Raw genomic sequence first — 14,817 nt, 5'->3', positions numbered from 1 at the left:
CCGTTATGATTATTCCAGCATTAGATTTAATTGATGGGAAAGTAGTGCGTCTTCACCAAGGTGATTATGCGAAACAACGTGATTACGAAGACAATCCGCTGACACGCTATCAACAATATGAAAAAGACGGTGCAAAACTCCTTCATTTAGTGGATTTAACGGGCGCTAAAGATCCCTCTGCTCGTCAAATTTCATTATTAAAAGAACTTGTTGCCTGTGTGAATGTGCCTGTACAAGTGGGCGGTGGCATTCGCACTGAAGAAGATGTGAAATCACTATTAGATGCAGGTGCAAGCCGGGTTGTTATTGGCTCTACCGCAGTCAGCCAACCTGACATCGTGAAAACATGGTTTGAGCGCTATGGTGCAGATGCCATTGTATTAGCTCTCGATGTTCGTATTGATAAACAAGGTAAAAAATGGGTAGCTGTCAGCGGTTGGCAAGAAAACTCACCCTATACCCTCGAAGAGATCATCGAGCTTTACCAAAGTGTTGGATTAAAACATGTACTGTGTACTGATATCTCTCGTGACGGTACATTAGCAGGCTCTAACGTTGAGCTGTATAAAGAAATTAGCCAGCGCTTTCCCGATATTTTATTCCAAGCATCGGGCGGTATTGGTGATCTACAAGATATCGCGGATCTTCCAGCATCAGGTGTTGCTGGTATTATTGTTGGTAGAGCATTATTAGAAGGTAAATTTACATTAAAAGAGGCGATATCATGTTGGCAAAACGCATAATTCCTTGTCTTGATGTCCGTGATGGACAAGTTGTTAAAGGTGTTCAATTTCGCAACCATGAAATCATTGGTGATATTGTTCCGCTTGCTGAACGCTATGCCAAAGAAGGCGCAGATGAGCTAGTATTTTATGATATTACGGCATCTTCTGATGGTCGTGTTGTTGATAAAAGCTGGGTATCACGTGTCGCTGAAGTGATTGATATTCCTTTTTGTGTTGCTGGTGGCATTCGCTCTGTTGAAGATGCAGGGAAAATTCTCTCATTTGGTGCAGATAAAATTTCGATTAACTCCCCTGCACTTTCTGATCCATCACTGATATCACGCTTAGCTGAACGCTATGGTGTGCAGTGTGTTGTTGTAGGCATTGATACTTGGTTTGATGAAAAAACAGGTGAATATTTAGTTTACCAATTCACTGGTGATGAAAAGCGGACACAACAGACACACTGGAAAACGCTTGATTGGGTGCGTGAAGTTCAGCGGCTCGGCGCAGGTGAAATTGTCTTGAACATGATGAATCAAGACGGTGTAAGACAAGGTTATGATTTAAAACAACTGGCACGGGTACGCGAAGTGACCGATGTTCCTCTTATTGCCTCTGGTGGAGCTGGCGAGATGTCACACTTTCTTGATGCCTTTAAATTAGCCAATGTTGATGGTGCACTTGCAGCTTCTGTTTTTCATAAACAAATAATTAATATCAACGAATTAAAACAGTATCTTGCAAAGAATGACGTTAAGGTAAGAATATAATGAATAATGAAACATTAGCGCAATTAGATTGGGAAAAAGTCGATAACCTCATGCCTGTGGTTATCCAAAATGCCATTTCAGGCGATGTATTAATGCTAGGTTATATGAACAAAGAAGCATTAGATGTGACATTAGAAAGTGGAAATGTCACCTTCTATTCCCGCACTAAGCAACGTTTATGGACGAAAGGTGAAACATCAGGCAACTTCCTAAAATTAGTCAATATTTACCCTGATTGTGATAATGATACTCTATTAATTTTAGCTAATCCCATTGGCCCAACTTGCCATAATGGTACTGAAAGCTGCTTTGCACCCGCGCAAAGCCAGTGGGGATTTCTCTATGAGCTTGAAAATATATTACGTGAACGTAAACATGCCTCACCGGATAGCTCTTACACTGCTCGCCTTTACGCCAGTGGTACAAAACGTATCGCTCAAAAAGTGGGTGAAGAAGGTGTAGAAACAGCATTAGCTGCCACGGTTAATGACAGAGAAGAGCTAAGAAATGAAGCCTCTGATTTGCTCTATCACTTAATGGTATTATTACAAGATCAATCCCTATCACTCTCCGATGTGATAGGTTGCCTGCAAGAACGCCATAAAAAAGCAGAGTAATGTATCAATAAAAAGCCGATACAATAAGCGTATCGGCTTTTTTTAGAAAAATAGTGAGTTAGCTATTTTTGTATTTCTTAAATATTACATTGCTTGGCGGAATAACTCGATAACATCACTTTCAGAACCCTGAACTGGGTTAGTGATTGCACAAGCATCTTTCAGCGCATTTTCAGCTAATGTTTTGAAGTCTTCTTCTTTTACGCCTAACTCTTTCAGGCCTGCTGGAATACCCACGTCTTTTGCCATTTTACGAATTTCTTCGATGCATGCTTTAGCGCCTTGCTCATCACTCATTGCAGAAACATCAACACCCATTGCTTGTGCAATATCTTTTAAACGACCTGCTGCTGCTTGGATGTTATAAGCTTGAACATGTGGCAGTAAAACAGCATTACACACACCATGAGGTAAGTTATAGAAACCACCTAATTGGTGAGCCATAGCGTGTACATAACCTAACGATGCGTTATTAAATGCCATACCTGCTAAGAATTGAGCATACGCCATATTTTCACGTGCTTGTTCATCGCCACCGTTATCAACAACTTTACGTAAAGATTGGCTGATCATTGTCACGGCTTTTAATGCACAGGCATCTGTAATTGGGTTTGCAGCAATTGAAACATAGGCTTCAACAGCATGAGTTAATGCATCCATACCTGTTGCAGCGGTTAAACCTTTAGGCATGCCAATCATTAACTCTGAGTCATTTACAGATAAGATTGGGGTAACGTTTTTATCAACGATAGCCATTTTGATATGACGCGCAGTATCAGTAATAATACAAAAACGCGTCATTTCTGATGCAGTACCTGCTGTGGTGTTGATTGAAATCAGTGGTAATTGTGGTTTAGCTGAACGGTCAACGCCTTCGTAGTCTGCAATTTTTCCGCCATTAGCGGCCACTAAAGCGATACCTTTAGCACAGTCATGTGGCGAGCCACCACCTAAAGAAATGACACAGTCACATTGGTTTGCTTTCAGCAGAGCTAATCCCGCTTCAACGTTTTCAACCGTAGGGTTTGGTGCAGTGCCGTCATAAGTCACACTAGAAATACCTGCTTCTGTAAGTAATTTACTGACTTTATCAACAACACCCAGTTGATTTAAAATACTATCGGTCACAATTAATGCTTTATGAAAACCAAAGTCTTTCATTGAACTTACCGCTTCTGCAAGACAACCTGAACCAATTTTATTGACAGAGGGAATATAGAATGTTGAAACAGCCATTATTGACTTCCTTTTTAGTAGTTAAATCTATGTTTTAATATGTTCTATTCTTTTTGTTCTTAAATTGATCACTATCAAAATAATGAATAAATATCAATTTGATTATCATATTAGTATAAGCAATTAAATTTAGATATTTAATTACCCTATTAATTCAATAGGATAATACTATTAACATATTATTATTTGTAACAAAATAATTTGAAAAGCTTATCAAAATAATCAAAACCAGCTTATAACACCATAGCAGAATATTTTTTTTAAAGTCGTATAATGATGCTAAAGAAATCACCTATTAAATTCAGGAGTCATTGATGCCTTTGACTATTTTTGAACAACTCACCACTTTATTAAACAGCAACAACGCAACTTACCGTGTTATGGAACACCCAACCGCAGGTCGTTCTGAGGAAGTCGCAAAAATTAGAGGAACACAATTGGGACAAGGAGCAAAAGGACTCGTTTGTCATATAAAAGGAAATGGAATTAAGCAACATGTGCTGGCGATATTACCTGCAGATAAACAAGCTGACCTCACTAAACTTGCACATCAAATAGGAGGCACAAGAGCCTCTTTAGCAAGTCCTAAAGAAGTGAATGACCTTACTCAATGTGTCTTTGGCGCAATACCTCCTTTTAGTTTTCATGCTTCATTAAAACTTGTTGCTGACCCTTTACTGTTTGAACGCTTTGATGAGTTAGCTTTTAATGCGGGTACGTTAGAGCGCTCAATTATTCTCAATACTCAGGATTACAAACGTATCGCACAACCTGAATTAATTTCTTTTATTCGTGACGAAGAAATCGAATAACAAAAAACCAATTTATCTTTAACAATTACCCTAGTCATAAATTCAACTAAGGGTAATTGTTATCATAGTATCAACTCTTGTTGTATGTATAGATTTACACCCTCAAAGACAATATTAGATAATCTAATCTGAAAATATTCAAAAATTTAATACTGAGAATAATAAAAAAATCAGAATAAATATCACTAATTTCACATTACCTCATCAATAACGCTGAAAAATGTACGAAACAGAAATTCTTAACTTTCTTTTACGATTCAGCACTCAATAATTAACTAAATAGATTTTATTTTATTGACCTGATTTACTCGTACATTTAAGTTAGCATCAATAAAAATACAATAATGTAAAATTCAGTTTACAACTCTGTCATTTTCTAACATATAAATATATAAACAATGTACCAATAGGTGCAGGGAAATCTTCATGCAAACTTCAACTAAAAAACAACCGCTTTATAAAGTGCTTTATGTTCAAGTTATCGTTGCTATTTTGCTCGGTATCTTACTCGGACACTTTTATCCTGATGTAGGTGAATCCTTTAAACCGCTTGGTGATGGATTTATCAAAATTGTAAAAATGATCATCGCACCTGTTATCTTCTTAACGGTAGTCACAGGTATTGCGGGTATGAACAACATGAAAGCAGTGGGTACAGTCGCGGGTAAATCCATGGCTTATTTTCTCACTTTTTCAACCATTGCATTAATCATTGGTTTGATTGTTGCAAACGTTATTCGCCCAGGTGATGGTTTAAATATTTCCCCCGCTTCATTAGATGCAAGCAAAGTAGAAAGTTATGTCACTAAAGCACATGATTCTTCTATTGTTGGCTTTTTAATGAATATCATCCCTGACACTGTTGTTAGCCCATTAGTTAATGGCAATATCTTACAAATTCTCTTTGTTTCCATTGTCTTTGGTATTGCATTAGCCTCTATTGATGCGCGTGGCGAACCGGTACTCAAATTCTTACAAAACTTCTCTGATCCCGTTTTTAAAATGGTAAGCATGCTGATGAAGTTAGCACCAATTGGTGCCTTTGGAGCTATGGCTTTTACCATCGGTAAATATGGTATTTCCTCAATCAGCAACTTAGTCTTACTTGTTCTAACGTTCTACATCACCTCATTACTGTTTGTCTTAGTCGTATTAGGTGCGGTTGCGAAATATAATGGCTTTTCTATTCTCTCTTTAATTAAATACATTAAAGATGAGCTTTGGTTAGTCTTAGGCACCTCATCTTCAGAAGCCGCGTTACCTAGCTTAATGCGTAAAATGGAAGATGTAGGCTGTAAAAAATCAGTCGTCGGCTTAGTTATTCCAACAGGTTATTCCTTTAATTTAGATGGTACTAACATCTATATGACCATGGCCGCTCTCTTTATTGCACAAGCAACCGGTATTGATTTGTCATTAACAGAACAAATTACGTTGCTCTTAGTTGCGATGATAAGTTCAAAAGGCGCCGCAGGTGTAACAGGAGCGGGCTTTATTACCTTAGCAGCAACGTTATCGGTTGTACCAAGTGTTCCTGTTGCCGGTATGGCGTTGATTCTGGGTATTGACCGCTTTATGTCAGAATGTCGTGCATTAACCAATCTTGTTGGTAATGCGTGTGCTTGTATTGTGGTTGCTCGTTGGGAAAATGCCTTAGATAAAGAACGAATGAATGACGTCTTTAGTGGCAGAGCATCCAGTGAATTTATTGAAGATACGCCATTAACTCCTATTGAAATTGAATCTGACAACTCAATAAAAATCCCAGTAAAATAAAAACCATTTTCTATCATCGATAAAAGAGCGCATGTGCGCTCTTTTATTTTTTATATTCCTAACCACTACGAATAAATACTTATTTTTTATAATTTATTTATTATTGTCTCTTTTTCTCATAGATTATTCTTTACTTATTTTTATAATTTTTTAATTCATAAATAAGGGATAAAATTGTGAATAAATTAAAAGATCTGATAACAAAACAATATTCTCTGAAGCTTTTATTTTTCAAATATTGGTTGGGTGGTTCCGCCATAATAATTCTTAGTAGTATTATTCTTTTTTATACGGTTGTTGTACCACTCATTCAAATTGAAGTGTTTTCTTTAGATATCGCTATTTATCTTGTTGCGTTTGCTTTGGTAATAAAAATTATATTTTCTGCAATCATGCTACCTCATTTTTTTCTCTTAGTCAGAGATACCTTCGAGTTTCCCTCAATATTCGCTTTTATTATTGTTTTTTCTGAATGCTTATTTGTTGGTTGGTTAGCGTTTATTTATATTGAAGGATTTATCAGTGGTTCATTTTTCCCTTGAAAATAAATTGAATAGAAACAAATAATTGTGCCTAGTTACTCTTCCTACCTTTCCTTATCCATATCTATTTACATTTAAATCATCCCATTCACCAAAAAACAAAGTTAAAAACACATATTCTTAAAGAAACCCGACAAACTAAAACAAAATATAATTTCATTAACCTATTGATTTAAGAAAAATAAATTCTTCAAATGGCAATAAATTGAAATTAAATCTAATTTTTTAGATGAAGAGCACAATATTTGATAAAATCAACTTTATTTTATTGACCTGATTTACTCAGACCTTTAAGTTATCTATCACAACAAAATAAATGTAAATAATAATTTACATCATAATTTCTTTTTTATTTAGTCAATATCTTTCAGTTACAGGGAATTTTTATGCAGACTTCATCCCGCAGGCTCCCCTTTTATCGTGTGTTATATATCCAAGTTATTATCGCTATCATTCTTGGCATTTTACTGGGTCATTTTTATCCTGATATAGGTGAATCTTTTAAACCTCTTGGTGATGGATTTATCAAAATTGTAAAAATGATCATCGCACCTGTTATCTTCTTAACGGTAGTAACAGGCATTGCAGGTATGAACAATATGAAAACAGTGGGGAAAGTAGCAGGTAAATCGATGATTTACTTTCTTACATTCTCTACTATCGCCCTGATTATTGGACTCATAACGGCTAATATTATTCGTCCTGGTGATGGTTTAAACATCTCTCCTGAATCATTAGACAGTAGTCGAGTAGAAATGTATGTCACTCAGGCACATAGCTCTTCTCTTGTTGATTTTTTTATGAATATTATTCCTGATACTATTGTTAGCCCATTAGTTAACGGTAATATCTTACAAGTGCTGTTTGTGTCTGTAGTTTTTGGCTTAGCATTAGCATCAACAGGATCACGAGGTGAGCCTGTATTAAAATTCTTACAGCATCTTTGCGATCCGGTCTTTAAGATGGTTGGTATGCTAATGAAGTTAGCGCCGATTGGTGCTTTTGGTGCTATGGCTTTTACTATAGGTAAATACGGCATTTCTTCCATTGGTAATTTAATGTTGTTGGTAATTACTTTTTATTTAACAGCATTGCTTTTTGTGTTAGTGGTTTTGGGTGCCGTTGCTAAATATAATGGTTTTTCTATCCTCTCTTTAATTAAATATATAAAAGATGAGCTCTGGCTTGTATTAGGCACTTCTTCATCTGAAGCTGCATTACCCACATTAATGAGTAAAATGGAGAGTCTTGGCTGTAAAAAATCAGTCGTCGGTTTAGTTATTCCTACGGGTTATTCCTTTAATTTAGATGGCACTAATATCTATATGACCATGGCTGCATTATTTATCGCTCAAGCAACAGGCGTTGATTTGTCGTTAACAGAACAAATTACATTACTCTTTGTTGCTATGATTAGTTCCAAAGGCGCCGCAGGTGTAACAGGAGCGGGCTTTATTACCTTAGCAGCAACGCTATCCGTTGTACCAAGTGTTCCCGTTGCAGGTATGGCGTTGATTCTGGGTATTGACCGCTTTATGTCGGAATGTCGCGCATTAACTAATCTTGTTGGCAATGCTTGTGCTTGTATCGTGGTTGCTCGCTGGGAAAATGCATTAGATAAAGAGAGAATGAATGATGTTTTTAGTGGAAATATATCAATAGAAACCAAGCTAGATACTGATTTAATATCAGATAAATGAAAAAACACACTATATAAAATCATATGAGTAATAATTTTTATATTTATTAATAAAACACAAAATAAAAAGAGAGTATTTAAGTACTCTCTTTTTATTAAATAATCTTAGTATATTTCTTCAATGATTTAATAAAGTGAAATTTAAATCAAAAACTTAAATATCAGTAATAATTTCATTCTGTGGTAATCTTGATTTTGGTAAATTGTAGTTAAAATCATCTTCTTCTTTATAACCTAATGCCACAATAGCCACAGCATGAAGCCCTTTATCATTTAAAGAAAATGTTGAATCTATTTTTGATAGGTCAAAGCCTTCCATTGGAAGAGCATCTATTCCTAACGTTGCAGCCCCTAGTAACAAAGACCCCATATTTAAATAAACTTGTTTCTCTATCCAATGGGATAAATCATCAAGTTGTTTTTCATGTAAATTAACAAAAAATGATCGGGCGAGTTTATTCTGCTCTTTGAATTCTGTTGTAGAATATCTTCCCGCTTTATCTTCTAATTCAAGCAAATGAGAGAGATATCCTTCAGATAACGTATTTTTTGCACACATAACCACAACATGTGAAGCACTTAATATTTTCTCTTTATTAAATTCATATCCACCTTCGGTAGATCCTGCAATTTTCAGCTTCGCATCATCAGTTTTCGCTATGATAAAGTGCCATGGTTGAGTATTCACACTTGATGGACTTAGCTGCAGCAACGCTTTTATCTGTTCTAATTCTTGCTCAGGGATCACTTTATTTTTATCAAAATGTTTTGTCGCATAACGAGTTTTTAATACTTCTAATAAATTCATTTATTACACCATTTTCAAATAAGCCACTTGTATTACGTCTATTTTAATAATAATTTACTATCTGGCAAGTACGCACAATTTATGTATATAGGATACAAATGGATACTGTAAAAAAGAATAGATATAACGACTACACCTATGACGGATGCCCCGTTGAAGCATCTTTAGAACTAATGGGCGGTAAAGGAAAAGGCATGATCCTTTACCATTTACAGGGAAAAACATTGCGATTTAATGAGTTAAAAAGAAAGCTTATTTCAATCACGCCAAGAATGCTGACTAAGCAATTACGTGAACTTGAATCTGATGGGCTTATTGAACGTAAAGTGTATGCGGAAATTCCACCTAAAGTTGAATATAAACTAACTGAAGACGGAGAATCACTCTCTCACGTTTTAGCTGCACTAAAAAACTGGGGAGAAGAACGTGCGATCCCTATATTAAAAAAATCAACGAATAGAAAATAATAACCTTCGAATAATGTCGTTGTGAATGATTGCCTTTGAAATTTGGATAATAAAAAAGGCACTTATATCAAGCACCTTTTATTTGTCATATTTCAATTAATATAACCTAATATTTAATTTTACTTATTCCATCCACTCTGTATGGAATACGCCATCTTTATCAGTACGTTTATAAGTATGCGCACCAAAGTAGTCACGTTGAGCTTGGATTAAGTTTGCTGGTAACACTTCTGCACGATAGCTATCGTAGTAAGAAATCGCCGCAGAGAATGTTGGAGTTGGAATACCTGCTTGTACGCCATAACAAACAACATCACGCAGAGCTTGTTGGTACTCATCAGCAATATTTTTAAAGTAAGGTGCTAACAGCAGATTTGCAATGCTTGCATCTCCATTATAAGCATCTGTGATTTTTTGCAGGAATTGAGCACGAATAATACATCCTGCGCGGAAAATCTTCGCGATTTCTCCGTAGTTTAAATCCCAGTTATATTCGTCAGATGAGGCTTTCAGTTGTTGAAAACCCTGCGCATAAGAAACAATTTTACCTAAATACAGTGCGCGACGAACATTTTCAATAAAGGCTTTTTTATCACCAGAGAACGCTTTAGGTGTTGGGCCTGATAATACTTTAGAGGCTGCAACGCGTTGATCTTTTAATGAAGAGATATAACGTGCAAATACAGATTCAGTAATTAGGGTCACGGGGACACCTAAATCTAAAGAACTTTGGCTAGTCCATTTACCAGTGCCTTTGTTTGCCGCTTCATCAAGAATAACATCAACAAGGTATTTACCGTCTTCGTCTTTTTTACGGAAGATATCCGCGGTGATCTCAATCAAGTAGCTACTTAATTCACCTTTATTCCACTCAGTGAAGGTTTCTGCTAATTCTTCGTTAGTCAGACCTAAAGAGTGTTTTAAAACGGAATACGCTTCTGCAATCAGTTGCATATCACCGTATTCGATGCCGTTGTGTACCATTTTTACATAGTGGCCTGCGCCATCAGCACCGATATACGTCACACAAGGTTCACCTTCGGCAACGGCAGCAATTTTTTCAAGGATTGGTGCCACTAATTCGTAAGCTTCTTTCTGTCCGCCAGGCATAATTGAAGGGCCTTTTAATGCGCCTTCTTCACCACCTGAAACACCAGTACCAATGAAATTAAAGCCTTGAGCTGATAATTCACGATTACGACGAATGGTATCTTTAAAGAAAGTATTCCCGCCATCAATAAGGATATCGCCTTTATCTAAATGCGGTGTCAATGCAGCAATTGTTTTATCCGTTGCTTCACCCGCTTTTACCATTAATAAAATGCGACGCGGTTTTTCTAACGAATCAACAAACTCTTCAATAGAATAATTCGGAACCAGTTTTTTGCCTGGGTTTTCAGCGATAACATCGTTGGTTTTATCGCTTGAGCGGTTGTAGATAGAGACAGAATAACCGCGACTTTCAATATTTAGCGCAAGGTTACGTCCCATTACTGCCATACCAACCACGCCGATTTGCTGTTTTGACATGAAAATAACTCCCGTCTGAAAATAAACCTGCCAGTATCAATGTACTGACAATTTGTTAACCTGATCACATAGTAACGCACTCTCCCATTTGGTGGTAGTTATTGATGTCATTGGTGTCACAATCTTTTCGACAAAATAAAATTATTCTCCCGATATCGATAATAAATTATTGAAAAATTCCTTCAAATTGCTCATTATTCCCAAGTCGGCATAAGCCGTCTTTATAGAAGGTAAAACAAACTGTATGGAATGGATCTTAGATCCGACGATATGGGTAGGACTCTCCACCCTAATTGTTCTCGAAATCGTACTTGGTATCGATAACCTTGTTTTCATTGCTATTCTGGCAGATAAACTTCCTGCAAAACTAAGAGACAAAGCGCGTATAACGGGCTTATTGTGTGCCTTAGTGATGCGAGTTGTGTTGTTATTCAGCCTTTCTTGGCTTATCACCCTGACAAAACCTATTATCACACTGTTTGATCATCCTTTCAGTGCAAGAGACTTAATTATGCTTGTCGGGGGGATATTCTTGCTGTTCAAAGCCACAATGGAGCTTAATGAACGGCTAGAAGGCAAAGACCATGGTGAGGGAAAACAACGTAAAACGACACGCTTTTGGTCTGTCGTTGCGCAAATTATCGTGCTGGATGCGGTGTTCTCGCTTGACTCGGTAATAACCGCTGTGGGTATGGTTGACCATTTAGGTGTCATGATTGCGGCTGTCACTATTGCAATGTTCTTGATGATCCTTGCAAGTAAGCCACTGACAAACTTTGTCAATAATCACCCAACGATTGTTATTTTGTGTTTAAGCTTCTTACTAATGATAGGTTTCGCGCTTGTTGCCGAAGGCTTTGGCTACGCCATTCCGAAAGGTTATCTGTATGCGGCAATTGGTTTCTCTATCATGATAGAAGTCTTTAACCAGCTTGCACAATTTAACCGCCGTCGTTTCTTATCTGCCTCTCGTTCTTTACGTGAACGTACAGCAGAAGCGGTATTACGCATTATTAATGGCAAGCCCGAATCTTCTGAGTTAGATCCCCATACTTCTAACTTAGTTTCTAATGCAGAAGAAGCATTCGATCCTCAAGAACGTCAAATGATTGTGCGTGTGCTTGGTTTAAGTCAGCGTAACGTTAACAGTATCATGACTTCACGCCATGATGTTGAATACATCGATTTAAACGCAACACAAGATGATATCCGCCAATTATTAGAAAAGGATCCCCACTCACGTCTTGTCATTACCGATGAACAGCACAGTGATGAACCAGTAGGTGTTGTGAATGTGATTCAATTATTGAATCAACAACTACGTAATGAACCTCTAAATTTACGTTTGTTAGTAACACAACCGCTGATATTCCCTGAAGGTTTATCATTGCTACAAGCATTAGAACAGTTCCGTAGTGCCCATACTCACTTTGCTTTTGTTGTAGATGAGTTTGGCTCTGTTGAAGGTATTGTGACGTTAACAGACGTAATGGAAACGATTGCAGGTAACTTACCTGTGAGTTCTGAAGAAAACGATTCTCGTCACGACTTAGTTCAAAATGAAGACGGTTCATGGACTGTTAATGGCTTTACACCACTTGAAGACTTAGTGCTTTATATTCCAATCAAATTGGATGAAAAACGTGAGTATGAAACCTTAGCAGGTTTATTAATGGAGCATTTACAACGTGTTCCAACTGTCGGTGAGAAGATCATTATTGATGGCATTGAATTTGAGCCGTTAGAAGTGAACAACCATCGAATTAATAAAGTTCGAATTGTGGAACCTACACCGGAAGACGAAGAAAACGTGGACGAAGCGTAATCCCTGTCAAATAGTAAAATATCCGCCTTTAAGGCGGATATTTTTTATCTGGAGATAGTCTCTACTGGAAAATATATGCATACCAATGTCTGGGTTAAAATCGTCTGGTTAACCTCTGCTGAAGGGGGAAGACAATCACCACCGCCTTTAGCTGGTTTTTATTATCCAACTACTCAACTGCCTTATGAGCCAAATAGTTGGAGTCTTGCCATTAAAATCACTCACACAAAACAAGAGTCTGAACATTGGATAAGTGAGGGCAATATGCAGTTTTTAGTTGAACATGCCCCTCATCATTTATTAAAAGAATTAGAAAAATTTGAAATTTATGAAGGTCCTAAAAAAGTCGCAAATGCTTTTATTCAGTTTAAATAATTATTTTTATACAATTTTTCTTAAACAAATAAAAAAACGGGCTTTGATAACAGTTTGAGCTATTCGAAATAAGCAATCATTGAATTAATAAAATTCATATCGTTGAGCGGAAAACTAATAAAAATGTTGATGAAATACAATATAGATGATTTTTAATAAAATGCTTTCCAGAGATCTTTAGGATTCGTTTTTTCATTTAAGATATAAGGATCATTAGGGTCTATTTTGCACTGCTCTTCTACTTCCTCTGGCCAAATAGGATGGCGACTGGTTAAGATTGCAATATAACGCGGGATACTGATAATAAAGATAAGTGGAAACATTAATAACATCAGGATCTTAAATAGTCCTTTAAATAAAGTACATATATAAAAAAAGGTAAAACCATAACTCTCTTTTTTATTAGCTATAGGTAAACAAAATTCGACTTGTTGAATAATATTCTCAGGTCCTTCTTCCATATAGCGTCGAATAAATTCCCAATGATGTTGCAATAATGCTGGATTACCTGTGGAGGCAGGAAGACAAAACGTATCAATTACCGTTTTATTATCATCTGCAAGTACATGACCACTAATATAATAATCAGCACTTATATTTTTCACATAATTAAGTCCTGTAGTAAAAAACACCTTTTCCCAAGGCACTGAAATAATAGAACCGTCAGTGCGAAAGGCATAAACCATCTGATTTTTTCGATCAAAGCGTAAAGGATAATGTGTCCATGTAAACCATTCTGTTTTCAGTAAATAGAACATAAAGGATCCCATTCCAATAAGTGGAAGAATCATAAAAAGAGTAAATATTAAATCTTTTTTAGATAATTGATTGGAGAAAATAAGATCTGTTGTAAATAATAATATACCACCTAAACACATTATGGTTCCAAAAGCACCTATAAAACTAAAAATACCTTTTGAAGAATAATATTTATCCACCATTTCTAGATAATGAGAATTTATTGCGATCACTTTTACATCTGGAATTAACTCTTCATTTTCTAAATCAATACGATTATTTTGGTCCAATTTACCAGCTATTTCTTCGTTATTTAATGGGCGATTAAGCTTAAATTTTTGTAGTAATCCATAAGAGTCCATTTTAATTATCTCTTTATTTGTTTAAATTTTTAATCTAAAAAGATCTTTTCCGGTAAAATAAAATTGCGTAGTTGCAAAAGTGCGATTGGACCCTCGCCCATTTCGGTTCTTAAGGTGTAATTGAGTGACTGGCCATTTAAGGTTTTCCAACTGACAGAGTAACTGCTGGTGCTGCCGGCATAAGGGACAATTTGGGCATCTTCCAATAACCGAATGATGCCCCAGACGCCACGATAATCACCATAAATACGTGTGCCTGTCTTGGTGGTGATCCAACTGAGTGATGCACCTGAGGCAACGGTATCCGCTGGCCAAACAAAGCGTTGCCATTGCGGTTGTTGGTTATCGTAGATCAGTGATTGTCTATCAATCATTAAATGGGTTTGCATAATGTCGGGTGATGTCCCCGGACGTAATTCAAAGTAAAGACGCGCTTCACCATTTGCAAAAACCACATCGCCTAGATAGCTTAATTTATCTAAGGCTTTTAAGAACTCAGGGTTAAAGGTTAAGCCTTGTGCGTTAGTCGTAT

The 14,817-nt window shown here is 36.5% G+C and carries 15 protein-coding genes; 10 read left to right on the top strand and 5 right to left on the bottom strand.

What is annotated here, in order from left to right; all coding sequences use genetic code 11:
• Window positions 1–5: 5 nt before the first annotated feature.
• The 3 genes from hisA to hisIE are packed head-to-tail and all read left to right on the top strand — an operon-like array spanning window position 6 to window position 2,115.
• Window positions 6–743: a 1-(5-phosphoribosyl)-5-[(5-phosphoribosylamino)methylideneamino]imidazole-4-carboxamide isomerase gene (gene hisA / locus INT04_RS00075; protein WP_193014146.1), complete on the top strand. Its 738-nt coding sequence runs from the start codon at window positions 6–8 to the stop codon at window positions 741–743.
• Window positions 725–1,498, top strand: a complete 774-nt coding sequence (gene hisF, locus INT04_RS00070; RefSeq protein WP_193014145.1) for an imidazole glycerol phosphate synthase subunit HisF — start codon at window positions 725–727, stop codon at window positions 1,496–1,498. The genes hisA and hisF overlap by 19 nt, the downstream gene beginning before the upstream one ends.
• Window positions 1,498–2,115: a bifunctional phosphoribosyl-AMP cyclohydrolase/phosphoribosyl-ATP diphosphatase HisIE gene (hisIE, locus tag INT04_RS00065; RefSeq protein ID WP_193014144.1), complete on the top strand. Its 618-nt coding sequence runs from the start codon at window positions 1,498–1,500 to the stop codon at window positions 2,113–2,115. The genes hisF and hisIE overlap by 1 nt, the downstream gene beginning before the upstream one ends.
• A gap of 84 nt (window positions 2,116–2,199) precedes the next feature.
• Here hisIE and yiaY read toward each other — a convergent pair whose 3' ends face one another.
• Window positions 2,200–3,351 carry an L-threonine dehydrogenase gene (gene yiaY / locus INT04_RS00060; protein ID WP_193014143.1) on the bottom strand — a complete coding sequence of 384 codons (1,152 nt, stop codon included), beginning with the start codon at window positions 3,349–3,351 and terminating at the stop codon, window positions 2,200–2,202.
• Between the two features lie 314 nt (window positions 3,352–3,665).
• On the opposite strand from yiaY, the gene INT04_RS00055 reads away from it, so the two are divergent.
• The 4 genes from INT04_RS00055 (at window position 3,666) to INT04_RS00040 (ending at window position 8,181) form a co-directional block, all read left to right on the top strand.
• Window positions 3,666–4,163: a YbaK/prolyl-tRNA synthetase associated domain-containing protein gene (locus INT04_RS00055; RefSeq protein ID WP_193014142.1), complete on the top strand. Its 498-nt coding sequence runs from the start codon at window positions 3,666–3,668 to the stop codon at window positions 4,161–4,163.
• 426 nt (window positions 4,164–4,589) lie between these two features.
• Window positions 4,590–5,939, top strand: coding sequence for a dicarboxylate/amino acid:cation symporter (locus tag INT04_RS00050; protein ID WP_193014141.1), 1,350 nt, complete (start codon window positions 4,590–4,592; stop codon window positions 5,937–5,939).
• A 176-nt stretch (window positions 5,940–6,115) separates the two neighbouring features.
• Window positions 6,116–6,481: a hypothetical protein gene (locus INT04_RS00045; protein WP_193014140.1), complete on the top strand. Its 366-nt coding sequence runs from the start codon at window positions 6,116–6,118 to the stop codon at window positions 6,479–6,481.
• Between the two features lie 386 nt (window positions 6,482–6,867).
• Window positions 6,868–8,181, top strand: coding sequence for a dicarboxylate/amino acid:cation symporter (locus tag INT04_RS00040; protein WP_193014139.1), 1,314 nt, complete (start codon window positions 6,868–6,870; stop codon window positions 8,179–8,181).
• Window positions 8,182–8,334: 153 nt separating this feature from the next.
• Here INT04_RS00040 and nfsB read toward each other — a convergent pair whose 3' ends face one another.
• Window positions 8,335–8,988, bottom strand: coding sequence for an oxygen-insensitive NAD(P)H nitroreductase (gene nfsB, locus INT04_RS00035; protein ID WP_193014138.1), 654 nt, complete (start codon window positions 8,986–8,988; stop codon window positions 8,335–8,337).
• Window positions 8,989–9,086: 98 nt separating this feature from the next.
• On the opposite strand from nfsB, the gene INT04_RS00030 reads away from it, so the two are divergent.
• Window positions 9,087–9,455, top strand: coding sequence for a winged helix-turn-helix transcriptional regulator (locus tag INT04_RS00030; protein WP_193014137.1), 369 nt, complete (start codon window positions 9,087–9,089; stop codon window positions 9,453–9,455).
• Window positions 9,456–9,578: 123 nt separating this feature from the next.
• Here the strand turns inward: INT04_RS00030 and gndA are convergent, their stop codons facing one another.
• A complete protein-coding gene (gene gndA, locus INT04_RS00025; RefSeq protein ID WP_193014136.1) occupies window positions 9,579–10,985 on the bottom strand; it encodes an NADP-dependent phosphogluconate dehydrogenase in 1,407 nt (468 codons plus the stop codon).
• Window positions 10,986–11,229: 244 nt separating this feature from the next.
• Here gndA and INT04_RS00020 point away from each other — a divergent pair, with 244 nt between their 5' ends.
• Together INT04_RS00020 and INT04_RS00015 are read left to right on the top strand one after the other, a co-directional pair.
• Window positions 11,230–12,810: a TerC family protein gene (locus INT04_RS00020; protein WP_193014135.1), complete on the top strand. Its 1,581-nt coding sequence runs from the start codon at window positions 11,230–11,232 to the stop codon at window positions 12,808–12,810.
• A 75-nt stretch (window positions 12,811–12,885) separates the two neighbouring features.
• Window positions 12,886–13,185 carry a hypothetical protein gene (locus INT04_RS00015; protein ID WP_193014134.1) on the top strand — a complete coding sequence of 100 codons (300 nt, stop codon included), beginning with the start codon at window positions 12,886–12,888 and terminating at the stop codon, window positions 13,183–13,185.
• 152 nt (window positions 13,186–13,337) lie between these two features.
• On the opposite strand, the gene INT04_RS00010 is transcribed toward INT04_RS00015, so the two are convergent.
• Both INT04_RS00010 and INT04_RS00005 read right to left on the bottom strand, forming a co-directional pair.
• Window positions 13,338–14,285 carry a DUF6708 domain-containing protein gene (locus INT04_RS00010; protein WP_193014133.1) on the bottom strand — a complete coding sequence of 316 codons (948 nt, stop codon included), beginning with the start codon at window positions 14,283–14,285 and terminating at the stop codon, window positions 13,338–13,340.
• A 29-nt stretch (window positions 14,286–14,314) separates the two neighbouring features.
• Window positions 14,315–14,817 (bottom strand): type VI secretion IcmF C-terminal domain-containing protein (locus tag INT04_RS00005; RefSeq protein WP_319022953.1); only part of this gene is annotated, 503 nt, incomplete at its 5' end.

The organism is Proteus sp. FME41, from assembly GCF_014897315.1.
Lineage (GTDB): Bacteria > Pseudomonadota > Gammaproteobacteria > Enterobacterales > Enterobacteriaceae > Proteus.
The sequence above is the reverse complement of the archived record's forward strand: the minus strand, read 5'-3'. Positions and strand labels throughout refer to the sequence as shown.

Coding starts and splice junctions, on each gene's coding strand:
- INT04_RS00040 (WP_193014139.1), top strand. CDS start 6,868: ATGCAGACTTCATCCCGCAGGCTCCCCTTTTATCGTGTGTTATATATC.
- hisIE (WP_193014144.1), top strand. CDS start 1,498: ATGAATAATGAAACATTAGCGCAATTAGATTGGGAAAAAGTCGATAAC.
- nfsB (WP_193014138.1), bottom strand. CDS start 8,988: ATGAATTTATTAGAAGTATTAAAAACTCGTTATGCGACAAAACATTTT.
- INT04_RS00050 (WP_193014141.1), top strand. CDS start 4,590: ATGCAAACTTCAACTAAAAAACAACCGCTTTATAAAGTGCTTTATGTT.
- hisF (WP_193014145.1), top strand. CDS start 725: ATGTTGGCAAAACGCATAATTCCTTGTCTTGATGTCCGTGATGGACAA.
- yiaY (WP_193014143.1), bottom strand. CDS start 3,351: ATGGCTGTTTCAACATTCTATATTCCCTCTGTCAATAAAATTGGTTCA.
- INT04_RS00015 (WP_193014134.1), top strand. CDS start 12,886: ATGCATACCAATGTCTGGGTTAAAATCGTCTGGTTAACCTCTGCTGAA.
- INT04_RS00010 (WP_193014133.1), bottom strand. CDS start 14,285: ATGGACTCTTATGGATTACTACAAAAATTTAAGCTTAATCGCCCATTA.
- gndA (WP_193014136.1), bottom strand. CDS start 10,985: ATGTCAAAACAGCAAATCGGCGTGGTTGGTATGGCAGTAATGGGACGT.
- INT04_RS00030 (WP_193014137.1), top strand. CDS start 9,087: ATGGATACTGTAAAAAAGAATAGATATAACGACTACACCTATGACGGA.
- INT04_RS00020 (WP_193014135.1), top strand. CDS start 11,230: ATGGAATGGATCTTAGATCCGACGATATGGGTAGGACTCTCCACCCTA.
- INT04_RS00055 (WP_193014142.1), top strand. CDS start 3,666: ATGCCTTTGACTATTTTTGAACAACTCACCACTTTATTAAACAGCAAC.
- hisA (WP_193014146.1), top strand. CDS start 6: ATGATTATTCCAGCATTAGATTTAATTGATGGGAAAGTAGTGCGTCTT.